We start from the raw sequence: 20,451 nt of genomic DNA on the forward strand, positions 1-20,451 counted from the left end.
CTATGTAAATGTTTGTCAACTCTGCGGTGCAGGTCACAAACACCTGGCCGGCTGGCTCACAGCCAATGCGGAGAAGCTCCCCATGGCACGGAAGCACATCCCCCTGAAGCAGACGCAACAGGGTGCGGTCACATTGCGAACCCTGCTTCTGGTGTTGACCGGAAGTCTGCTGGTTACCCTGTTGGTTGCGGTGTTTATCACCAGCTACGGTTATTTCCGGGACTATGTCTCGGATCAGCTGGCAGGTCATGCCCGTGACGGGGCCACGGCCATCGGGTTGTCCCTGTCCAATGCCATCGACGGCCGCGATCCGGTCGCCTCCGCCTCCCTCATTGATGCGGTTTTTGATAGTGGCCGCTACCTGTCAGTCAGCTATCTGGATCATCAGGGCGAGCAGGTTGCCGGTAGGGCCATGACGCTCAATAAAGTGGCTGTTCCCGCCTGGTTCCGCGACCTCGCAGATCTTCCGCTACCAGTTGCCGAGGCAGAAGTCGTCCGTGGCTGGAGCCGTCTGGGAACCGTGCAGGTAATCAGCCATCCCGGTCGCGCCTATGAGGACCTCTGGCGAATCACCGTCGGGTTGACTGCCAGTACTGCCGTCATCGGGGGGATTGGACTGTTTGCGGTTTTCCTTCTGCTTCGTCGTACCCTGCGCCCGCTTCATGCACTGGAGGATCAGGCAAAGGCACTCGGGCAGCGGGATTTCAGGAGGCGGGTCTCTATCAAGTCGACCCGCGAGATCAATCAGGTGACCGACGCCATGAACCGGATGGCGGATGACCTCGGCCAGCTCTTCGAAGGCCAGGCGAAACTCATTCAGCACCTGCGCCGGGTAAACAACGAGGATTCGGTCACCGGGCTGGCCAGCCGGAGTGCCTTCGACCAGCGCCTGAAGGTGGAGGTGGAGTCCGAGGAAAAGGCGGCACCCGGAATTCTCATGCTGATTCAACTGGCCGACTTTTCGGGATATAACCAGGCCTATGGCCGGAGCGAGGCCGACCGGTTGCTGCTGCGGGTAGCAACCTGGATTGGCGAATTCGTCATGCAGCATGCCGGGTCGTTTGCCGGGCGCCGAACGGGCGCCGAATTTGCCATTTTTCTGCCCGGTGCGATGCCGGCTGATGCCGGTGTCTGGTGTCGTCAGCTGGTCACGGACCTCGATGGGGTCTATGCAGATCTTGCTTCGCCGATGGACACCTCTGTTCATGCCGGGCTGGCGAGAACCCTTGAGGGGCGTGGTGCCCGGGATCTAATGGCGGCAGCGGACGAAGCATTGCGCGCTGCCCAGAGCAGGGCCGAGAGTGGCTGCCATCTGGCTGACCCTGAGAAAGACGGCCATCACAACCTCGAAACCTGGCGGGTGATTATCAGTCAGGCGATCCGCCGGCAGGCCCTGTCGCTGTGGCTCCAGCCCATGGTTAACGAGGGCCGGCTCATGCCGGTCTATCATCAGGTGTTTTCCCGGATCGATTCCGCCGAAGGGGCCTTGAAGGCAGGCACTTTTGTACCAATGGCTGAGCGTTTCGGGCTGATCTCGGAACTTGATCGTCTGCTGGTCCAGCGGGTGCTCGATCGTCTGAAACAGAGCCCGGATCAGCCGCTGGCGGTCTCGCTTGGCAATGCCTCCGTGGCCAGCGAGGCATTTCGCACGGATTTGCTGGACCAGCTGCGGCAGGCTGGTTCGCCGGCACGGAATCTCTGGGTCGGTATTTCAGAACAGGCCATTCATCACCACCGGACAGCGGTGGGCCTACTGGTCCGGGCGTTGGGGCGACTCGGTATTCCGGTCCTGGTCGACCGCTTCGGGGTGGGAGGCGTACCGTTCAGTTACCTGAGAAATCTGAGGTTTCAGGCCCTGCGTATCGACAACAGCTTCATCCACAATATCGACACCCATGAAGATAACCGCTTCTACCTTGAGTCTGTGGTGGCCATCGCTCACAGTCGTGGCGTGAAAGTCTTCGCCACAGGAGTGGAAACTGCCGCGGAATACTCGGTACTCTGTAAACTGGGTATCGACGGGGCCATGGGTTACCATCTGGGCAGGCCGTTTGCCGCTGACAATCAACAGACAGGGGATTAAAAGTCATATGCCAGGCAAAATCAGACAGTACTTCAAGGACAAGAAAGACGATGTTCAGGATTATGCCGGCGGCAGCGGCGTAATTGGCAAACTGATTCTGGCGTTGGTTGTGGTCTACCTACTGGTGGCGCTGGTGCTCGGCATGATCTGGAGCAGCGAGCCGGACACCTTCTCGGTGCGCGAGCACACGAGGTCGGTGGCCAACACCATGGAAAGGGAGCCCATTACCGGCTTTGCCACCACGGTCACCATGATTCGTATCGCAGAAACCCTGTTAGACAAGCCTGGTGGCTATATTTCCAACGACATTTTCCCGCCTGGACTCTGGCTGGATAACATGCCGAACTGGGAGTACGGCGTTCTGGTTCAGCTTCGGGATCTTTCGCGCGCCATGCGCAAAGACATCAGCCGCTCGCAAAGCCAGTCTGCGGAAGATCGGGATCTGACGATCGCTGAGCCCCAGTTCCATTTCGACAGCGAGAGCTGGGCAATCCCGTCTACCGAGGCCGAGTACCGTCGGGGTATTACCGCTCTGAAGCGTTACCTTGACCGGCTGTCGAGCCCGGAACAGGCCGACGCCCAGTTTTTTGCTCGAGCGGATAACCTGAGTAACTGGTTGGCAGACCTGGAGACTCGCTTGGGGAGTCTGTCCCGTACCCTTGGTGAGAGTGTCGGCAAGGCATCGGTATCAGATTCGGTGATCACCATGAATTCCGGTGATCCTCTTGCTGAGGAAGCGACCGGAGAAGATGTGAAGACACCCTGGACCAAGATTGATGACGTTTTCTATGAGGCCCGCGGCAGCTCCTGGGCGCTTCTGCACATCTTCCGGGCAATTGAAGTGGATTTCCGGAAAGTGCTACAGGACAAGAATGCCATGGCCAGCGTACGGCAGGTGATCATCGAGCTTGAGGGCGCCCAGGGCGAAATGTGGAGCCCGGTGATTCTCAATGGCAGCGGCTTTGGCGTACTGGCCAACCACTCGCTGACCATGGCCGCCTACCTTTCCCGCGCCAACTCGGCGATCAGTGACATGCGGGATCTGTTGTCCCGGGGTTGATGACAGGAGAGTTCGATCCAGAAACAAAAAAACCGGGCGCGAAGCCCGGTTTTTTTATGCCATTAAACCAAGAAGAGTCCGGCTTAGCCTTTGTAGGCGTTCACGGAATCCACGATGGCTTTTCTGGCGGCGTCGGCGTTGTCCCAGCCTTGCACTTTTACCCACTTGCCGGGCTCGAGCGTCTTGTAGTTCTCGAAGAAATGCTTGATCTGGTCGCGCAGCAGCTCGGGCAGATCGTCAATTTCCTTCACGTCATGGTAAGTGGTGGTCAGCTTGTCATGGGGAACTGCAACCAGCTTGGCGTCGCCACCGGCTTCGTCTTCCATGTTCAGCACACCCACCGGGCGGCAGCGAATCACGGAACCGGCCTGGATCGGGTAGGGGGTGACAACCAGTACGTCCAGGGGGTCACCGTCGTCGGCCAGGGTGTGCGGGATGAAACCGTAGTTGGCCGGGTAGAACATAGGGGTCGCCATGAAGCGGTCTACCAGTAGGGCGCCCATGTCTTTGTCCAGTTCGTACTTCACCGGGGAGCTGTTGGCCGGGATTTCGATAGCAACGTAGATGTCTTCAGGCGGGTTCTTGCCTGCGGGGATGTTGTCGAATTGCATGTGCGATCCTTCCTGGTACGTTAAAGGTACGTTTAACTGCGGTTAAAAAGTGGGCGCAATTATACGGGAGTATCCTGCAGTTCGAAACTAAACCTTGGTCGTTGAGTTGGGTGCACGCGGCTATCTGGCGGGGCTTTCCGAAAAACGCCCGTGAATACGTCCCTGTAGGGCTCGGTCGCGCCATCCCTGGCGCTCCACGTTTTCGGAAAGCCCCGCCAGATACCCGCCCGAACCTTTGAGGAAAACCGTTGAAGTAAACCCGAAACAAAGAACGCAATATTCAACACGAGGATTGCAAAGTGTTCGAACGGGGCGCGTCAGTGGCTGTTCCAAAACTGTAGAGGGCCATGGATGGCCCGAAACAAGCGCACATGGATGTGCTCGTAGCGTGTTTTGGAACAGCCACTGACATGCCCCGCCACCAAAACCCAGCAGGCTGGGTCAGGACAAGAGGGCGAACGCGGAACCCACAGCTCAGAGCTTGATCTGCTTGGCAATGAGTTCCTTCATGATCTCGGTGGTGCCGCCGCCGATGGAGAGAATCTTGGCGTCACGATAGAGGCGCTCGACGACGGTTTCCCGCATGTACCCCATGCCACCGAACAGCTGCACCGCTTCACGGGTGACTTTTTCGCAGACATCCACCGAGAAGTTCTTGGCCATCGCCACTTCCTTGATGGGGTTTTTGCCCGCCTGCATCAGGGCGGCGCAGCGGTAGGTGTATTCCCGGGCCACGTCGATCTGGGTCGCCATATCCACAAGCTTGTGGCGGGTCACCTGGAAGCCCGTGATATTGCGGCCGAACGCCGTGCGTTGTTGGGTGTATTCCAGCGCCGCTTCGTAGGCCAGTTGGGCGGTCATGTAGGCCATGATGGCAAGGCTGAGACGCTCGAACAGGAAATTGCTCATGATGGCGATGAAGCCGGCGTTTTCGGCGCCGATCAGGCGGTCGGCAGGCACGCGGCAGTCCTCGAAAAACAGCTCGGCGGTATCGCTGGCCCACCAGCCCATTTTTCGCAGTTTCTTGCCGGTGGAGAATCCGGGCATGTCCCGGTTGATCAACAACAGGCTGATACCGCCGTGGCCCTCGCCGCCGGTGCGCACGGCCACGGTGTAGTGGTCGGCGCGCATGCCGCTGGTGATGAAGGTTTTGCTGCCGTTTACAATGTAATGGTCGCCGTCGCGGACGGCCCGGGTTTTGAGGTTGGCGACATCGGAACCTCCGCCGGGTTCTGTCACTGCCAGGGCGGCAATTTTTTCGCCCCGCAGCACCGGCGGCACGATCTGTTCACGGATGTCCTTTTTTGCCCATCTGGCGACTGGCGGCAGCCCGATATCCAGAGACCCCAGGCCAGCGACGAGGCCGCCTGATGTGGAGCGCATAAGCTCTTCAGAAACGGCTACTTTCAGGAAAATGTCGCCTTCCCCGATGCCCCCCAATGCTTCCGGAAAGCCAATGCCCAACAAACCTGCATCCCCGGCTTTTTTGTAGAGATCCCGGGGAAATTCACCCGCTTCTTCCCAGTCGTCGATGTGCGGCAATACGTGGGTTTCGATGAACTTGCGGGCGGTCGCGCGGACCTGCTGATGGGTTTCGTTGAAGTATTCGGACACGGTCTGGCTCTCCCTGATCGGAATCAATGGGAAGCAGTGTCGCCTAAATATAATTACCAAGCAAGCGCTTGGTTGTTCGTTCATTCAGGCAATAAAAAAGCTGGCCCAAAAGGCCAGCTTCGACATCGAGGAGCGACAGAAGCCGGTCAGGCGCCTTCGCTGGAGATGCTTTTCACGCCGTCCTTGGTTCCCAGCAGCAGGAGATCAGCGCGGCGGCGGGCGAACAGGCCATTGGTGACCACGCCGACGATGTTGTTGAGCTTTTCTTCGACCCGGATCGGTTGGGAAATGTCCATGTTGTGGACGTCGATGATAATGTTGCCGTTATCGGTCACTACCCCTTCCCGATAGACCGGGTCACCGCCCAGTTTCACGATTTCCCGGCCAACATGGCTCCTGGCCATGGGGATGACTTCTACCGGAAGCGGGAATTTGCCCAATACGCCGACCATCTTGGAGTCATCGGCAATGCAGATGAAGGTCTTGGCAACCGCGGCCACGATTTTTTCCCGGGTCAGCGCGGCACCGCCGCCTTTGATCAGTTCCAGGCGGTCGTTGGTTTCGTCAGCGCCGTCCACGTAGAACTCCAGTTCTCCGGCACTGTTAAGGTCGTAAACCGGGATGCCGTGGCTTTTCAGACGCTCGGCGGTGGCCTCTGAGCTGGCAACGGCGCCGTCAAACTCGGTCTTGAGTTCCGCGAGCATGTCGATGAAGAAATTGGCCGTGCTACCAGTGCCCACACCGATCACGCTCTCGCTATCAAGACGAGGAGCAATGTAATCAATGGCGGCTTTGGCGACGGCTTTTTTCAGTTCGTCCTGGTTCATCATTGGCTCCGGCTGCAAATCAGGTTGGCTTTGCCGGCATTATAGCGCTTAAGAGCCCTCTGCTTATAGACGGCTGCCGTGCAAACTTTCTACACTGTGGGTTTTTCTCAGCCAGTCATCACTCACACATCGACCAAAAGCCGGAACTGCTATGCCGCAACGCTACATCAAGAAGATTCTCGATGCGCGCGTCTATGACGTGGCCATCGAAACACCCCTGACTGAAGCCCGCAGTCTGTCCAAGCGCTTTGGCAACAATATTATGCTCAAGCGTGAAGACCTTCAGCCGGTGTTTTCCTTCAAGATTCGTGGTGCCTATAACCGGATTGCGCAGCTTTCCGAGGAGCAGAAGGCCAAGGGTGTCATTTGTGCGTCGGCCGGAAATCATGCCCAGGGTGTGGCGCTGGCTGCCAAGAATCTCGGGATCAAGGCGGTAATTGTGATGCCGCAGACCACGCCGGAGATCAAGGTGCGTTCGGTACGGGATCACGGTGCCAAGGTGGTTCTCAAGGGCGATGCCTTCGACGAGGCGGCGGCCCACGCTCAGGAGTTGATCGCAAAGCACGGCTACACCTACATTCCGCCGTACGATGATCCCGATGTGATCGCCGGCCAGGGCACGGTGGCCATGGAAATCATGTGGCAGTTCAGCAAGCCGATCCACGCCATCTTCATCTGTGTTGGTGGCGGCGGGCTGATTGCCGGCATGGCCGCTTACATCAAGTATCTGCGCCCCGAGATCAAGGTGATTGGTGTCGAACCTGAGGACTCCAACTGCCTCCAGGCCGCCATGAAAGCGGGCAAACGCGTGGTGCTCGATGAAGTGGGCATCTTTGCTGATGGAGTGGCAGTCAAGCAGATTGGTAAGTACCCCTGGGAGATCTGCAAGGACCACGTGGACGAGGTGATCACCGTATCCACCGACGAAATCTGCGCGGCCATCAAGGATGTGTTCGAGGATACCCGCTCCATTGCCGAGCCGGCCGGTGCCCTGGGTGTGGCCGGCATCAAGAAATACATCGAGCGCGAGAAAGTCGAGGGCGAGAACCTGATTGCCACCCTGAGCGGTGCCAACATGAACTTCGACCGTCTGCGCTACATCTCCGAACGCACGGAAGTGGGCGAGAAACGCGAGGCCATCCTGGCGGTGACCATTCCGGAGAAACCGGGCGCCTTCAAGACCTTCATCAACGCCCTGCACAAGCGCAGCATCACCGAGTTCAATTACCGCTACGCCGATGCTACCAATGCCACGATTTTCGTTGGCATCCAGATTGCCGCGGGTGGCCACGGCCGCGAGGATCTGGTTCAGGATCTTCGGGAGAGCGGATACTCGGTGGTCGATTTAACCGACAGCGATCTGGCCAAGCAGCACATCCGTCACATGGTGGGCGGTCACGCGCCTACCATCACCAACGAAAAGGTGTTCCAGTTCGAGTTCCCGGAGCGTCCGGGGGCGTTGCTGAAGTTCCTGATGTCTCTTGGTACCCGCTGGAATATCTCCATGTTCCACTACCGCAACCACGGTGCAGCCTACAGCCGTGTTCTGCTGGGCGCCCAGGTGGACGACCACGAGGTGCAGGACTTCGAGAAAATGCTCGACAAGGTCGGTTTCCGCTATGAAAACATGACGGATAATGAGGCCTATCAGTTGTTTCTCGGGCAGGGTAACGCCCGGTCCTCCTAGCTCGTGAGTTCAGTGCGGGAACCGGTTGTGAACACCCTTTCAGAAACACGCTCCTGGCGGCACATCCTTGTGTCGCTTGGGCTCCGCCATCCATGGCTCCGCACAGTTTCAGAAAGGGTGTCCCCAACCGTTTCGTAAGCTCTGAGAAAGCTTACGGAAGTTTAATCTGTGAGAAATTGTAAAACCGAAGATAGGTGTTAGTCTTTCTTCTGATTCTTGAAAGCAAGAATAGCTCACTGATTTACCAACAATTTCAAAACTGCATCTTGAGGAACTGAAGCCATGGGCGGCAAGCCTGACATCATCAAAGCCATTGTGCTGATTTTTGCCATCGGCCTTTTGATTACTGGTTTCACATCCATCCACGCCTCCGAAGATAAAGACGCACGAGGGGCCAATCTGGTTGGCTCCGTTCAGGTCATGAATCAGCCGCTGAACCGGTAACGTCGCTTATCGGTCACTACGCTGTGAAGGGGCACGTCCCAGGGCTCTATTGGCAGCTTCTTAACTTTCTGGAAATCGTGGGCCAGGCCAATCAGCTTCGGCGCCAGCCTTGGCCGTATCCGGCTGAAGGCAAACGTTCTGTCGTAAAAGCCTCCTCCCATCCCCAGTCTTCCGCCCTGTTCGTCAAACCCCACTAACGGAAACAGTACTGCATCCAGTGCCCAGGCCGGGCGTCGCAGGCCTTTGCTGAATCCTGGCTCGGGGATGCCAAACCGGTTGGTGGTGAGTTCCACGCCATCGTAGTAGGGGCTGAACACCAGCCTGCCTTCATGAATCGGATGGAGTACCGGCAGGTAGAAGCGGATGCCCTTGCGCCGGGCGATGTCCAGGTATACGTGGGGATCAATTTCGCCGTCGTTGGGCAGATAGATGGCAATGTGCCGGGCCCGGTGCAGGTCTGGATTCTTCAGCAGATTGAGGGCCAGGTGCTCGGCGGCCTGTTGCTGTTTTTCAGCGCTCAGGTCGCGACGATTCTGCCGCAGGCGTTTGCGAAGTTCACTGCGCGACAGGGTATCAGGGTGGGACTGGAACGGTTGAGGCTCGATAAACTGGCTCAAAATAAAGCTTCCCGGGCTGCCGTTATCGGATGTGGCCCTTGAACCCAAAGTTCAAGGTCGGTGGCCGCTGTGACATATTAGGCTTTCCCCTGTCGGGGACGTGCTCACAATGCCCTGAAGTAGCCACCTGGGTAGTGCGCATCGGCTCGAGGACGTATCCGACTATCCCGAACAGCCCAGGAAGTTGTTCTCATTATACGGGCAGTGTCGGGGCCGATTGCAACACCTGTCTGAGATTCTCCGGGGATTTAACGACCGGAGCCATCACCCAGCGCTCCGTCCAGTTTGTTGTCCATGGCTCGCAGCAAGGTGCTGGTGGCATCGGACATGGTGTCGCGCTCGAGCAGTTCGTGGGTTATGTTGAGAGCGGCCATTACAGCAATGCGCTCGGTACCAAAAACCTTGCCGCCGGCGCGGATTTCCCGCATTTTGCTGTCCAGATGCCGGGCGGCACGCAGCAGTGCCTCCTGTTCTTCCTCGGGGCAGGCGACCAGGTATTCCTTGTCGAGGATTTTCACCTCAACCGTGGTGGATTGCTGTGCCATCAGTGATGCTCCAGGGCCCTAAGGCGGCTGATCATGGCTTCGATCTTGTGCTTCGCGTGATCGTTCTTCTGCACCAGCTGGGCCCGTTCCCGGTTCCAGTCGTCCTGCAGCTCCCGCAATGTGGCGTTGTCCCGCTCAAGTTTCTGACAGCGTTCAATCAGCCTGTCCAGCTTGTCCGCTAATGCCTGTACTTCGGACTGTTCCATGACGTGCCCAGCAGTGGTTTTATGATATTAAGCTCAACTATAAGTGTGGACGCTAAGTCGGTCAATTTACAGGCTTGTCATTGCGTTCCCTGCGTGATGCCCATCACTGATCTGCGGCCTCGCCAAAGCCCAGCCGGCGGCTCTGGCGCCATGTGTTGAAGGCGGGTATCAGCGCCACGGTGAAGGCGGCAACCGGAACCAGGGCCATTAACGTCCACTCCTCGGGCGTTAATGGGCGAAGCTCGATCTGCAGGCCATAGTTGGCCAGTAACCATGGGCTCGCCAGTGCAAGGCCCGCCATGCCAAGGGCCAAAGCCATCACGCAGGCGGCAAGGGCAAGAGCCACGCACTCGAGGATGTAAAGTGAGGCAATCAGCGCCGGAGAGGCACCGGTTGCCCGCAGCACCGCAATTTCATGGGCCCGCTGGGCCTGGAGGGTCAGAAGTACGGCAATCAGTCCGATCAGGCTGGTTACCACAACAAAACCGGTTATGCCCAGTAGTGCTCGCTCGAACTGGCCCATCAGCCGCCAGAGTTCACTGAGGGCGACTCCCGGAAGTATGGCCGAGAGCGGCTCGCCGGCAAACTGGTTGATTTCCCGCTGTATGCGGAAGGTCAGGATTTGCCGGTCGATACCAACGAACACGGCGGTAATGGCATCGGGTGTGAAATCTCGGCCCTTTGCCTGCTCCGGTGTGATTGTCCGTCCGGGGATGGCGACCCCGGATTCCCAGCCTACGTGCATGGCCTCCATGCCATCCAGGCCGATATACACGGCCTGGTCCACCGGCGTGCCAGTGGGCGCCAGTATGCCGGTGACGGTAAACGGCGTGTCTTCGTGGTTGGAGAAACTGGTGCGCCCACCGCCATGGGATAGCACAATCTGCTCGCCCACCTGATGCGCCAGCGAGCGGGCAACGCCGGCACCCAACACTACATCAAAGACGCCTTCAAACCACTGGCCTTCATCCAGTTCGAGGGGCAGGTCGCGGCCGTAGCGGAAGTGCTTGAAAAAGTTCTCATCTGTGGCGACCACACGATTACCCCGGTAGCTGTCTCCCAGGGAAATCGGAATCAGCCAGGCCAGGCGGTTATCCTGTTTCAGGCCCTGATAGGTCGACCAGCGAATGTTGTTGGTGGCATCGCCAATATGAAACACGGTGTACAACAGCAGGTTCAACTGGCCACTTCGGGCGCCGATGATCAGGTCTGTACCGCTGATGGTGCTGGTGAAGGACTGCTTGATCTCCGTGCGGAGGTACTGGATGCCTAGCAACAGGGAAACGCTCAGGGTCAGGGTCAGGCACACCAGGGCCAGTACTTTTTTCCGGTGCCAGAGGCTGGCCAGGGCGAGTGTCAGGGCCAGGCGTGCTTTCATGTCCGGTCACCCTGCAGTTCCAGCTGATTATCGAAATGACGGGCCAGGGACTGGTCGTGACTGACGAACAGAACCGAGGTGTTGTGCCGGTGCGCAAGAGTTAGAAGCAGTTCCAGGAACCGGTCCCGGTTGTCGGCATCCAGTGCGGAAGTCGGCTCGTCCGCGAGAATCAGGCCGGGCGCGCCAATCAGCGCCCGGGCGGCTGCGATGCGTTGCTGCTGGCCAATACTCAGCCTGGTGACTTTCCTCTGCCAGTGGTCCGCGGGGATGGACAGGGCGGCAAGCAATCTCTCAGCCTCGTCTTCGACGGTCGGTTCGGTGCGCTCTCTGCGCAGTTCGGAAAGTCCGCAGGGCAGGGTGACGTTGGCTCGTGTGCTCAGGTAGGGCACCAGATTGAACTGCTGGAAGATCACGCCCATGTGGTCGGCCCGGAACTGGTCGCGGGCGCCGGCACCGAGCCGGTGAATATCGGTTCCGAGTACGCGGACAGTGCCAGAGGCCGGCCGAAGCATGCCTGCCAACAGGCTGAGCAGCGTGCTTTTGCCACTGCCGCTCGGGCCGTGCAGGAAAAGGTGTTCGCCGCGTTTCAGTATGATGTCCGGAAAGCTGAGGCGGGGCTGGACAGGATCCCAGGAAAAGCCGAGCCCGCTGACTTCCATCGCAGTTTCTGTGCTTCGGGAACTGGTGCTGGCTGAGTCTGTCTTGCTGGTCATGTTGGTTGCCGTCGGCCCGGTGTATGATGGCGGTTTCCGGATAGTAATCTCAGGAGTCTTTGGTCCAATGATGTCTGCCCCGGCACGTTCGCGCTTTGCGCTGCCTTTTTTCATCGCGCTTACCCTGGTGTGTGTACTTCCATCAACAGGCCGGACTGAAACCCGGGAGATCGACTGGCTTGAACTGATGCCCGCCGAGGATCTGGCGCTGCTGGAGAATATGCCAGAGATTGAGCACGAGGGCGATGGCCCGCCGCTGCTGCCGGATGAGATCATGACCGGTCGGGTTGTGCCGGAAATGGGCAATGTTGAAGGCCGCATTCCCGGCTTCGTGGTGCCCCTCAAGACAACCGAGGACATGCGCATCCTGGAGTTCTTCCTGGTGCCCTACTACGGCGCCTGTATTCATGTGCCGCCACCGCCCCCCAATCAGATCATTCACGTCAAGTACAAGAAAGGTTTTACGCTCGAAGCCCTGTACGATCCGGTGTGGATCGAAGGCAAGCTGGTCATTGACCGCACCGAAAACGACATCGGAACGTCTTCCTATTCTATGGTCGCAACCGGGGTTGAGCCGTACGAAGAATAGACGCTGTCATCGGCTGCGGAGTTCAAACCTGCTTTTTCCGTGGCCCAGACGGGCTGATCCCTGACCTTCTGGCCCTGCCCACTGAACGCCGAGATGCTCTATTACGGAAAACCGGGTTGTAATGGGTGTTGCAAGCGCCTGGGATGAGCTCAGGCCCGGACAGCTCAGGGTCTGGGTAACTTCGAAATCCGAGTGGGATGATTCGTCCTGATGATCATGGTCATGCCCATGACTGTGTCCGTGATCATCGCCACCTGCCTGATGATGCACTACCGCATTCATGACGGTGCACCCCCCCTCACTGGTGTTCGCAAGGGGGGTCTGTCCAAGCCAGTTGGTTACGTCGTTAACCAGTGCTTTCTGGTCGTCCGAACGGGCACGATGCTCGAACCCCACCAGGTTGTAGGCCGGCGATGTGAACAGGAGATCAATCTGCTCTCCCTCGATGGCCAGTTGTAGTTCGGCATGACCGTGCTGGTGCGCACCTGGATTGTCGCTGGCAAGCACAGGGCCAGCGCTTGCAATCGCGGCGCCAGCCAGGAAGAAGCAGGTTTTGGCTCGTAAGGACATGGCTTTATCTCTCGGCAGAAATGATACGTTATAACATATTGTTCGCTTGCCGGATAAAAATCAACAGGCAGTGCCTTGGCACCGCCTGAATGCTAGGATAGACCTCTAATCCATTAACACAGGATCCGCCTGTTTCATGTCAGAAACCGACACTTCCGGTGCTGCCCGCGCCGCAGAATTCGAGCGCTGGGCCAACGTTTTTACAGCTCACAAGGCATTCAGCCACCCATCCGAATTGCACGGCGCGCTCTGTGGTCGCCTGGCGGCCGGATCGCGTATCGAAGAGCCGGAGTGGCTGGCAATGGTTTGTGAACACATGGGGCTGGCCGAGAACGCGGCCGAAGAGTCCGATGATCTCGCCCCGTTCATGAACAAAGCCTATGAACAGACCCTGGAACTCTTGAAATCAGCAGACATGAGTTTCCATCCTTTACTGCCGGATGACGACTATGCCATTGAGCAGCGGCTGGAAGCCCTGGTTTCCTGGGTGCGGGGATTTCTCGAGGGTATGGCACTGTCAGCCGGCGAGTCACTCGGCCAGGCGCCGGACGAGATCCGGGAGCTGATCGAGGATATGGTGGCCATCAGCCAGCTATCCGAAGAGGAAGAAGCGGACGACGAAAGCGAGCAGCAGTTGCTGGAGATTACCGAATACATCCGGCTGGGGGCGCTCGCCGTGTTCACTGAATTCAACGCCCCTGAACCACCGAAGTCTGATTCGCCGACCCTGCACTGAGCCGGGTCCTGATTGCAGGAGAGACTATGAACTCCATGATTCCCGTAAAGGAGTTTGCCGAGCGCCGTCGCAAGCTGATGGAGCGTATGGCGCCAGACAGCATTGCGATTATTCCGGCCGCCCCGGAGCGCGTTCGTAATCGGGACGTGCTGCATCCGTTCCGCCAGGACAGCGATTTTCATTACCTGTCCGGTTTTGGTGAGCCGGAGGCCGTCCTGGCGCTGATTCCGGGCCGTGAACACGGGGAATCGGTACTGTTCTGCAAAGAGCGCAATCCGCAGAAGGAACTCTGGGACGGTTTCCTGGTTGGCCCGGAAGGCGCCATCGAACGCTACGGCCTGGACGATGCGTTTCCGATTGCAGACATCGACGATATCCTGCCGGGCATGATCGAGGGTCGCAGCCGGGTGTATTATCCCCTTGGCAAGGACGATCATTTTGACGCCCGTGTCATGGACTGGGTGAAGATGATTCGCAGCAAGGTTCGCAGTGGCGCCCATCCGCCGGGCGAGTTCGTAGCCCTGGAGCACCTGCTTCATGATCTGCGGCTATACAAGAGCGCCAATGAGATCAAGATCATGGCCAAGGCCGGCCAGATCAGTGCCGAGGCCCATTGCCGGGCCATGAAACGGGCCCGCAAGGGCGGCTTCGAGTACAACCTCGAGGCCGAGCTTATCCACACCTTCATGGAGCATGGCGCACGGTCTACGGCCTATCCCTCCATCGTGGGCGGGGGCGCCAATGGCTGCATCCTGCATTACATCGAGAACAGTGCACCGCTGAAGGACGGCGATCTGGTGCTGATTGATGCCGGCTGTGAATACCAGTGCTACGCCTCTGACATCACGCGCACCTTCCCGGTCAGTGGAAAGTTCAGCAATGAACAGCGGGCCCTCTACGAGGTGGTGCTGGCGGCGCAGTATCGGGCCATCGAGGCGGTCTCGCCTGAAAATCACTGGAACCGGCCCCATGAGGCTGCGCTGGAAGTACTGACCCAGGGCCTGATTGATCTGGGGCTGTTGTCCGGCACCCTGGAAGATGCCATTGCCAACGAAACCTACAAGCCCTTTTTCATGCACCGAACCGGCCACTGGCTGGGGCTGGATGTACACGACGTCGGCGATTACAAGGTCGGTGACGCCTGGCGCCAGCTGGAACCCGGCATGGCCCTGACCGTCGAGCCAGGCCTGTACATTGCGCCGGATAACACCGACGTGGACGAGAAATGGCGCGGCATTGGCATACGCATCGAAGACGATGTGGTGGTGACCAAAGACGGCTGCCGGGTCCTGACCGAAGCGGTGCCGAAAACCATTGCCGAAATCGAAGCCCTGATGGCGGACTGACAGCCTGTGACCAAGCCTGATACCGATCTGATCATTGCCGGCGGTGGCCTTGCCGGAGCGACCCTGGCTCTGGCGCTGGCACGGATGGTGCCGTCGCTGCGAGTGACCGTGGTCGAGGCCTTCCCGCTCTCGCCCGACGCCCTGCCGGAGAGTTACCAGCCGAGTTACGATGCCCGTTCAACCGCACTGGCATGGGGCTCCCGGTTAATCTTCGAGGAGCTCGGGCTGTGGCAAAGGCTGGCCGAACATGCCACACCCATCGAACATATCCATGTTTCAGATCGGGGCCATTTCGGTGCCACACGGTTGCATGCTGCCGAGCATGGCCAGGCGGCGCTCGGGTACGTGGCTGACAATCGCTGGATGGGGCTGTGTCTGATGCGTGAGCTTCTGGGTACCAGCGTCCAGTGGCGGGCGCCGGCAGAAGTAACGGACATGACGCCGATTCCCGGCGGCGTCCGTGTTCAGCTCTCAGAAGAAGGTGAAGAGACCGCGGAACTGACGGCCCGTTGCCTCGTTGTTGCAGATGGCGGTCGTTCCGGTCTGCGGGAAAGGCTCGGGTTCCGGCCGGATCGTCACAGCTATGGCCAGAATGCTCTGATCGCTAATGTCTCCACCAGTGACAGCCACGGATTCACTGCCTTTGAACGATTTACCGATGCCGGTCCCATGGCTCTCTTGCCCCATGGATCACCGACCAGAGCCGGACATCAGTCGGCACTGGTCTGGACGCTATCCGATGAGGTTCTGCAGCAGGTTCTGGCGCTGCCCGACGACGAGAAATGTCGTTGGCTTCAGGACCGGTTTGGCTGGCGTCTGGGCCGGTTTACCCGCATCGGCGCCTGTCACCATTACCCGCTGACCCTGACGACGGTGGACGAGCCGGTACGCCCTGGGGTTGCCCTGGTGGGCAATGCGGCCCATGCCCTGCATCCGGTCGCCGGGCAGGGCTTCAATCTCGCGCTGAGAGGGCTCATGACGCTGGTCGAACAGTTTCGCCTGGCTGAAGAGCAGGGCAGGTCGATTGGCGATCTTGAGGTCCTGAAGCGCTACCAGACACTGCATCGGGAAGACTGGCAACAGACGGTGCGCTTCTCCGATTCGCTTGTTCGTTTGTTCGGGCATTCCATGCTGCCGGTTGCGGCGGCCCGCGATGCCGGCCTGGTGGGTCTTGATCTGTTGCCTGGGGCAAAACGCTGGTTTGCCCGCAAGGCCATGGGCCTGGGCGGCCGCAGGGCCGTGATTGAGCGGCCCGGAAACCTGAACCGGGAGGCGCCGGCTAATGAGTGAGGCGCAAACGTTCGATATTCTGGTGGCTGGCGGTGGCATGGTCGGTTCTGCCCTGGCTCTCGGGCTGTCACGACAGGGTTGGCATGTGGGGCTGGTGGAAGGTTCCGGCCATGAGTCTCTGGTTGAGGCGCCGGACTCCGCCACCACCGTTGCCGATTTTGAACCACGGGTCAGTGCCATTTCGGTGGCGAGCCAGCAATTGCTGGAGCAACTCGGAGTCTGGTCCGAGGTGACCGCCGGTCGGCACTGTCCTTACCAGACTATGACGGTCTGGGATGGCGACGGCACGGGGCGTATACAGTTCGAGGCCGCCGAGCTTCAGGCGCGGGCTCTCGGAACGATTGTCGAGAACCGCAGCATCGTGCGATCACTGTTCAGGGCCCTAGAACAAAGTCCGGTCGAACTGATTGATGGCGCAAGGATTACTGGCTGTAAACGGTTGTCTGGAACTTATACGGTTGAGCTGGAGGATGGTCGATCCCTGTCGGCGGGGCTACTGGTAGGGTGTGACGGTGCCAATTCCCGTCTGCGCCACTGGGTTGGCCTGCCAACGCGTGAGTGGGACTACGACCAGCAGGCAATCGTATGCACGGTGAAAACCAGCCAGAGTCACCGTTTCACCGCGTGGCAGCGATTTTCGACGACCGGGCCGCTGGCATTTTTGCCCTTGCTGCCAGAGTCCGGAGATGAGCATTTCTGTTCCATTGTCTGGTCGCAGGATACCGGGGAAGCGCGGCGTCTGATGGCTTTGGACGACACCGACTTTGCCGCTGAACTTGAGCGTGCGATTGAGCGCGAGCTGGGATCGGTGGAGTCCATTTCCGGTCGCTTCGCCTTTCCGCTTCGACAGCGCCACGCGAAGGACTACATTGCCCCCGGTTTTGCCCTCGTCGGCGATGCCGCCCATACCATCCATCCGCTGGCGGGACAGGGTGCCAACCTTGGCTACGGAGATGTACGGGCTCTGCTCGATGAGCTTTCGCGAGCCAAAAAGGCGGGCCAGAGTCCAGCCAATGAGCTGGTTCTGGCGCGCTATCAGCGCCGCCGGAAAGGCGAGAATCTCGCCATGATGGCCGCCATGGAGGGCTTCAAACAGCTGTTCGGCCGTGATGAGCTGCCGGTCCGCTGGCTGCGAAATACCGGCCTGCGCTGGCTCAACCAGATGGGGCCGGTGAAAAATCGTATAGCTGCCGAGGCCATGGGGCTTAACGGCTGAATAAAAAAGGAATTGTCCAATGGCAGGAAGCAGCCTTCTGGTTCTGATCGATGACATCGCCACCGTTCTGGACGATGTTGCCCTGATGACAAAAGCCGCCACCAAGAAAACCGCAGGTGTTCTGGGGGATGATCTGGCGCTCAATGCCCAGCAGGTGACCGGTGTAAAACCTGCCCGGGAACTGCCAGTGGTCCTCGCGGTTGCCCGCGGCTCCATGATCAATAAGGCCATCCTGGTGCCGGCGGCCCTTGCGATCAGTTTTTTCATGCCCTGGCTGGTAACGCCTCTGCTGATGCTCGGCGGTGCATTCCTTTGCTTTGAGGGCTTCGAGAAGCTGGTGCACAAGTTTTTGCACCGGGAGCAGGACCAGAAGCGCAAAGGCGAGCTGCGTGAAGCCCTGAAGAGCCCGGACGTCGACTTGCGGGCGATCGAGAAAGACAAGATTAAGGGCGCCATCCGCACCGACTTCATTCTGTCTGCCGAGATCATTGCCATTACCCTTGGAACGGTAACGACCCAGACCATCGGCATGCAGTTCATGGTGCTGGCGGTGGTCGCCATCCTCATCACGGTCTGTGTTTACGGTCTGGTGGCGGGGATCGTGAAACTGGACGACGGCGGTCTCTACCTCAGCCAGCAAGAGAACCCGGTGCTCCAGCAATTGGGTTCAGGCATTCTCTGGCTGGCCCCCTATCTGATGAAGACACTCTCCATTCTGGGCACTCTGGCAATGTTTCTGGTGGGCGGTGGCATTCTTACCCACGGACTGACGCCGGTATACGACGCTATTCATCACTTTGCCGAGGGTTTCAGTGGTGTGGCTGGTGTGCTCGTGCCAACGGTGGCCAATGGCCTGTTCGGTGTGCTGGCAGGTGCGCTACTGGTGGCCATTATCACGCCACTGACGCGATGGTGGCAGGCGAGGAACGCCTGAGAAGACCGGGGCTCTAGAGGCAGGCGTCGAACAGCCGACTCACCAGTACCGGTACCGCGGTTTCGACCCTCAGAATACGGGGGCCGAGATGCACGCTCTGGCAGCCGGCTTCTTCCAGTTTGCCCACTTCGTAAGCCGTGAAGCCACCCTCCGGGCCAATGCAGAGCACGGTCGGCTGGTTAAGGTGCACAGGGCAGGGGGTGCTTGTGCCGGGATGCGCTACCAGGGCTCGTTTATCCGCCAATAGCGCCGGCAACTCATCTTCCACGAAGGGTTTGAACAGCTTGCGGATATGCACCTGTGGCATCAGGGTATCTTTTGCCTGTTCCAGCCCCAGCGTCAGGTTCTCCCGAAGTTGTTCGTCTGAGAGCCACGGCGTCTGCCAGAAGCTTTTCTCCACCTTGTAGCTGTTGATCAGCCAGAGGTCCTTCACGCCGAGGGCAGCGCAGGTTTGCAGGATGCGACGGAACATCTTGGGCCGGGGCATGGCGAGTATCAGGGTGAGCGGCAGAGGCGGCGGCGGAGCCTGATTCAGCGTCACCCGCAGCTCCGCTTCGTTATCGGTGAGCCGGATAACTTCGCCGGTTCCCAACTGGCCATCCGCGCGGCCGACCGGCACGGTATCGCCAGCAACCACTTTGATCACGGACTGCAGGTGCTCCAGGCGTCGACCGCGCAGAACGGCGCGGTCAGTTGCCACGAAATCCTCGTCAAACAGTAACGCCAGATTCATTCGCCGGCGGGCTCATCGCTTTCCGGGTCTGCGACTTCCCGTTTTGCCAGCCGCCCGAACAGGATACCGACCTCGAACAGGATCCACATGGGAACCGCGAGAAGGGTCTGGGAAATAATATCCGGCGGCGTCAGCAGCATGCCGATGATGAAACAGCCCACCACCACGTAGGGGCGCTTGGCTGCAAGATCGGCGGGCGTGGTGGCGCCGGTGAGGATCAACAGCACCGTGGCGATCGGAATTTCGAAGGCCACACCGAAGGCGAAGAACATCTTGAGTACAAAATTGAGGTAGCTGGTGATGTCCGGAAGTTCGACGATGCCTTCGGGGCCTATCGCAGTAAAGAAGCCGAACACCAGCGGGAAAACCACGTAATAGGCAAACGCAGCGCCCGCGTAAAACAGGATGACCGAGGTAAACAGCAGCGGAAAGGCCAGGCGTTTTTCGTGGGCGTAGAGGCCCGGCGCAATAAAGCTCCAGAGCTGGTAGAGAATGATCGGAATGGCAGCGAACACAGCCAGAACCAGGGCCAGCTTCAGCGGTGCGAAGAAGGGCGAGGTAACATCCGTTGCGATCATGGTCTGGCCAACGGGCAACAGGGAACGGATGGGCTCCGACAGCCACAGGTAAAGTTCGTTGGCAAACGGATAAATGGCAGCGAAGCAGACCAGCACCGCAAGAACCATTTTCAGAAGGCGATTACGCAGTTCGAGCAGATGCTCGATCAGTGGCATTTCCTGCTGCTCCGGAGGCAGCTGGTTGCCGTCGGGTTTTGCATTCATGAACGATTATCCGGCGGACTTTGCGGGGTTTCGCGTTTGGGTTGTTCGTTTCCGTCAGAGCCGGAATCTGGCGTCTGCGAGGAGCTACCAGCATCGGGCTGATCCTGCGCTGGAGCCTCGGAGGCCTTTGGCTGGCCGGATACCCGCCGTGTCGCAGGTGCAGGCCTTGGCTTCTGGGTCTCGTTCTCGGGCAGGATCATGTGCTCGTATTTCCTGGCTTCGTCCAGGGCGCCACGCACGGTTTTCTGAACGTCGTCGAGGCCAACATCTCCCGCCTTGCGAAGCTCGTCGCGGAGTTCGCCGGCTTTTAGCTCCCGGTCCAGTTCCGAGGTGAACTGGCCAACCATGCGCCGTGCACCACCCACCCAGCGGCCAGCCGCACGGGCGGCCGCAGGCAGGCGCTCGGGGCCGAGTACCAATAGCGCTATGACGCCGCAGATCAGCAGCTCAAGAAAGCCGATATCGAACAT

At 59.1% G+C, this 20,451-nt stretch carries 22 protein-coding genes and 1 other RNA gene; 10 read left to right on the forward strand and 13 right to left on the reverse strand.

All coding sequences use genetic code 11. The features are described from left to right. Positions 1–82: 82 nt before the first annotated feature. Positions 83–2,083 (forward strand): EAL domain-containing protein, encoded by a 2,001-nt coding sequence (locus EDB94_RS12125; RefSeq protein WP_108018490.1) that lies wholly within the window; start codon positions 83–85, stop codon positions 2,081–2,083. A gap of 7 nt (positions 2,084–2,090) precedes the next feature. Next, on the forward strand, positions 2,091–3,143 hold the full coding sequence (locus EDB94_RS12130; RefSeq protein WP_014578424.1) for a DUF2333 family protein: 1,053 nt from the start codon (positions 2,091–2,093) through the stop codon (positions 3,141–3,143). A gap of 83 nt (positions 3,144–3,226) precedes the next feature. Here the strand turns inward: EDB94_RS12130 and ppa are convergent, their stop codons facing one another. The 3 genes from ppa to rpiA form a co-directional block, all read right to left on the reverse strand. Then, positions 3,227–3,754, reverse strand: a complete 528-nt coding sequence (gene ppa, locus EDB94_RS12135) for an inorganic diphosphatase (protein WP_008170949.1) — start codon at positions 3,752–3,754, stop codon at positions 3,227–3,229. Positions 3,755–4,228: 474 nt separating this feature from the next. Then, the gene (locus tag EDB94_RS12140) at positions 4,229–5,368 is read right to left on the reverse strand and encodes an acyl-CoA dehydrogenase family protein (RefSeq protein ID WP_108018491.1); all 1,140 of its coding nucleotides are present in this window, start codon (positions 5,366–5,368) and stop codon (positions 4,229–4,231) included. Between the two features lie 146 nt (positions 5,369–5,514). Continuing rightward, a complete protein-coding gene (gene rpiA / locus EDB94_RS12145) occupies positions 5,515–6,195 on the reverse strand; it encodes a ribose-5-phosphate isomerase RpiA (protein ID WP_053113131.1) in 681 nt (226 codons plus the stop codon). Positions 6,196–6,346: 151 nt separating this feature from the next. Here rpiA and ilvA point away from each other — a divergent pair, with 151 nt between their 5' ends. Both ilvA and EDB94_RS20700 read left to right on the forward strand, forming a co-directional pair. Next, positions 6,347–7,882, forward strand: a complete 1,536-nt coding sequence (gene ilvA / locus EDB94_RS12150) for a threonine ammonia-lyase, biosynthetic (protein WP_108018492.1) — start codon at positions 6,347–6,349, stop codon at positions 7,880–7,882. A gap of 282 nt (positions 7,883–8,164) precedes the next feature. Further along, positions 8,165–8,326, forward strand: a complete 162-nt coding sequence (locus EDB94_RS20700) for a hypothetical protein (protein WP_181259033.1) — start codon at positions 8,165–8,167, stop codon at positions 8,324–8,326. On the opposite strand, the gene EDB94_RS12155 is transcribed toward EDB94_RS20700, so the two are convergent. The 6 genes from EDB94_RS12155 to EDB94_RS12180 all read right to left on the reverse strand — a co-directional run bounded on the left by EDB94_RS12155 (position 8,308) and on the right by EDB94_RS12180 (position 11,785). Continuing rightward, complete coding sequence (locus EDB94_RS12155) at positions 8,308–8,943, reverse strand: 5-formyltetrahydrofolate cyclo-ligase (protein WP_108018493.1); 636 nt, start codon at positions 8,941–8,943, stop codon at positions 8,308–8,310. The two genes, EDB94_RS20700 and EDB94_RS12155, sit on opposite strands and share 19 nt — an antisense overlap. Before the next feature lie 4 nt (positions 8,944–8,947). Further along, a non-coding RNA gene (gene ssrS / locus EDB94_RS12160) (6S RNA) lies at positions 8,948–9,129 on the reverse strand. A gap of 62 nt (positions 9,130–9,191) precedes the next feature. Next, complete coding sequence (locus EDB94_RS12165) at positions 9,192–9,488, reverse strand: cell division protein ZapA (RefSeq protein ID WP_014578418.1); 297 nt, start codon at positions 9,486–9,488, stop codon at positions 9,192–9,194. Then, positions 9,488–9,694 (reverse strand): TIGR02449 family protein, encoded by a 207-nt coding sequence (locus tag EDB94_RS12170; protein ID WP_008170964.1) that lies wholly within the window; start codon positions 9,692–9,694, stop codon positions 9,488–9,490. Before EDB94_RS12170 ends, EDB94_RS12165 begins: the two co-directional genes overlap by 1 nt. A gap of 103 nt (positions 9,695–9,797) precedes the next feature. Next, positions 9,798–11,072 carry an ABC transporter permease gene (locus EDB94_RS12175; protein WP_108018494.1) on the reverse strand — a complete coding sequence of 425 codons (1,275 nt, stop codon included), beginning with the start codon at positions 11,070–11,072 and terminating at the stop codon, positions 9,798–9,800. Further along, positions 11,069–11,785, reverse strand: a complete 717-nt coding sequence (locus EDB94_RS12180; RefSeq protein ID WP_108018495.1) for an ABC transporter ATP-binding protein — start codon at positions 11,783–11,785, stop codon at positions 11,069–11,071. Before EDB94_RS12180 ends, EDB94_RS12175 begins: the two co-directional genes overlap by 4 nt. 67 nt (positions 11,786–11,852) lie before the next feature. Between EDB94_RS12180 and EDB94_RS12185 the strand changes: the two genes are divergently transcribed. Continuing rightward, the gene (locus EDB94_RS12185; protein ID WP_108018496.1) at positions 11,853–12,374 is read left to right on the forward strand and encodes a DUF3299 domain-containing protein; all 522 of its coding nucleotides are present in this window, start codon (positions 11,853–11,855) and stop codon (positions 12,372–12,374) included. Positions 12,375–12,380: 6 nt separating this feature from the next. On the opposite strand, the gene EDB94_RS12190 is transcribed toward EDB94_RS12185, so the two are convergent. After that, positions 12,381–12,944 (reverse strand): DUF2796 domain-containing protein, encoded by a 564-nt coding sequence (locus tag EDB94_RS12190; protein ID WP_108018497.1) that lies wholly within the window; start codon positions 12,942–12,944, stop codon positions 12,381–12,383. Between the two features lie 136 nt (positions 12,945–13,080). Between EDB94_RS12190 and EDB94_RS12195 the strand changes: the two genes are divergently transcribed. From EDB94_RS12195 to EDB94_RS12215, 5 genes are read left to right on the forward strand one after another with little or no spacing between them, the layout of a single operon-like run. After that, entirely contained in the window at positions 13,081–13,680 is a 600-nt protein-coding gene (locus EDB94_RS12195; RefSeq protein WP_014578413.1) for a UPF0149 family protein, read from the forward strand. 26 nt (positions 13,681–13,706) lie between these two features. Continuing rightward, a complete protein-coding gene (gene pepP, locus EDB94_RS12200) occupies positions 13,707–15,026 on the forward strand; it encodes a Xaa-Pro aminopeptidase (RefSeq protein ID WP_014578412.1) in 1,320 nt (439 codons plus the stop codon). Positions 15,027–15,032: 6 nt separating this feature from the next. Next, positions 15,033–16,316, forward strand: a complete 1,284-nt coding sequence (ubiH, locus tag EDB94_RS12205) for a 2-octaprenyl-6-methoxyphenyl hydroxylase (RefSeq protein ID WP_108018498.1) — start codon at positions 15,033–15,035, stop codon at positions 16,314–16,316. Then, entirely contained in the window at positions 16,309–17,532 is a 1,224-nt protein-coding gene (locus EDB94_RS12210; protein WP_108018499.1) for an FAD-dependent monooxygenase, read from the forward strand. Before ubiH ends, EDB94_RS12210 begins: the two co-directional genes overlap by 8 nt. Positions 17,533–17,551: 19 nt before the next feature. After that, positions 17,552–18,466 carry a DUF808 domain-containing protein gene (locus tag EDB94_RS12215; RefSeq protein WP_053113124.1) on the forward strand — a complete coding sequence of 305 codons (915 nt, stop codon included), beginning with the start codon at positions 17,552–17,554 and terminating at the stop codon, positions 18,464–18,466. Between the two features lie 13 nt (positions 18,467–18,479). Here EDB94_RS12215 and EDB94_RS12220 read toward each other — a convergent pair whose 3' ends face one another. Genes EDB94_RS12220 through tatB form a run of 3 tightly spaced genes read right to left on the reverse strand, consistent with a single transcriptional unit; the run spans position 18,480 to position 20,451 of the window. After that, positions 18,480–19,199 (reverse strand): 16S rRNA (uracil(1498)-N(3))-methyltransferase, encoded by a 720-nt coding sequence (locus tag EDB94_RS12220; protein ID WP_108018500.1) that lies wholly within the window; start codon positions 19,197–19,199, stop codon positions 18,480–18,482. Beyond that, on the reverse strand, positions 19,196–19,981 hold the full coding sequence (gene tatC, locus EDB94_RS12225; RefSeq protein ID WP_014578407.1) for a twin-arginine translocase subunit TatC: 786 nt from the start codon (positions 19,979–19,981) through the stop codon (positions 19,196–19,198). Before tatC ends, EDB94_RS12220 begins: the two co-directional genes overlap by 4 nt. Continuing rightward, complete coding sequence (tatB, locus tag EDB94_RS12230) at positions 19,978–20,451, reverse strand: Sec-independent protein translocase protein TatB (protein WP_014578406.1); 474 nt, start codon at positions 20,449–20,451, stop codon at positions 19,978–19,980. The genes tatC and tatB overlap by 4 nt, the downstream gene beginning before the upstream one ends.

It is taken from the genome of Marinobacter sp. 3-2 (genome assembly GCF_003751355.1).
Lineage (GTDB): Bacteria > Pseudomonadota > Gammaproteobacteria > Pseudomonadales > Oleiphilaceae > Marinobacter > Marinobacter adhaerens.

Coding starts and splice junctions, on each gene's coding strand:
- EDB94_RS12125 (WP_108018490.1), top strand. CDS start 83: ATGGCACGGAAGCACATCCCCCTGAAGCAGACGCAACAGGGTGCGGTC.
- EDB94_RS12130 (WP_014578424.1), top strand. CDS start 2,091: ATGCCAGGCAAAATCAGACAGTACTTCAAGGACAAGAAAGACGATGTT.
- ppa (WP_008170949.1), bottom strand. CDS start 3,754: ATGCAATTCGACAACATCCCCGCAGGCAAGAACCCGCCTGAAGACATC.
- rpiA (WP_053113131.1), bottom strand. CDS start 6,195: ATGAACCAGGACGAACTGAAAAAAGCCGTCGCCAAAGCCGCCATTGAT.
- ilvA (WP_108018492.1), top strand. CDS start 6,347: ATGCCGCAACGCTACATCAAGAAGATTCTCGATGCGCGCGTCTATGAC.
- EDB94_RS20700 (WP_181259033.1), top strand. CDS start 8,165: ATGGGCGGCAAGCCTGACATCATCAAAGCCATTGTGCTGATTTTTGCC.
- EDB94_RS12165 (WP_014578418.1), bottom strand. CDS start 9,488: ATGGCACAGCAATCCACCACGGTTGAGGTGAAAATCCTCGACAAGGAA.
- EDB94_RS12170 (WP_008170964.1), bottom strand. CDS start 9,694: ATGGAACAGTCCGAAGTACAGGCATTAGCGGACAAGCTGGACAGGCTG.
- EDB94_RS12175 (WP_108018494.1), bottom strand. CDS start 11,072: ATGAAAGCACGCCTGGCCCTGACACTCGCCCTGGCCAGCCTCTGGCAC.
- EDB94_RS12180 (WP_108018495.1), bottom strand. CDS start 11,785: ATGACCAGCAAGACAGACTCAGCCAGCACCAGTTCCCGAAGCACAGAA.
- EDB94_RS12185 (WP_108018496.1), top strand. CDS start 11,853: ATGATGTCTGCCCCGGCACGTTCGCGCTTTGCGCTGCCTTTTTTCATC.
- EDB94_RS12190 (WP_108018497.1), bottom strand. CDS start 12,944: ATGTCCTTACGAGCCAAAACCTGCTTCTTCCTGGCTGGCGCCGCGATT.
- EDB94_RS12195 (WP_014578413.1), top strand. CDS start 13,081: ATGTCAGAAACCGACACTTCCGGTGCTGCCCGCGCCGCAGAATTCGAG.
- pepP (WP_014578412.1), top strand. CDS start 13,707: ATGAACTCCATGATTCCCGTAAAGGAGTTTGCCGAGCGCCGTCGCAAG.
- EDB94_RS12210 (WP_108018499.1), top strand. CDS start 16,309: ATGAGTGAGGCGCAAACGTTCGATATTCTGGTGGCTGGCGGTGGCATG.
- EDB94_RS12215 (WP_053113124.1), top strand. CDS start 17,552: ATGGCAGGAAGCAGCCTTCTGGTTCTGATCGATGACATCGCCACCGTT.
- EDB94_RS12220 (WP_108018500.1), bottom strand. CDS start 19,199: ATGAATCTGGCGTTACTGTTTGACGAGGATTTCGTGGCAACTGACCGC.
- tatC (WP_014578407.1), bottom strand. CDS start 19,981: ATGAATGCAAAACCCGACGGCAACCAGCTGCCTCCGGAGCAGCAGGAA.
- tatB (WP_014578406.1), bottom strand. CDS start 20,451: ATGTTCGATATCGGCTTTCTTGAGCTGCTGATCTGCGGCGTCATAGCG.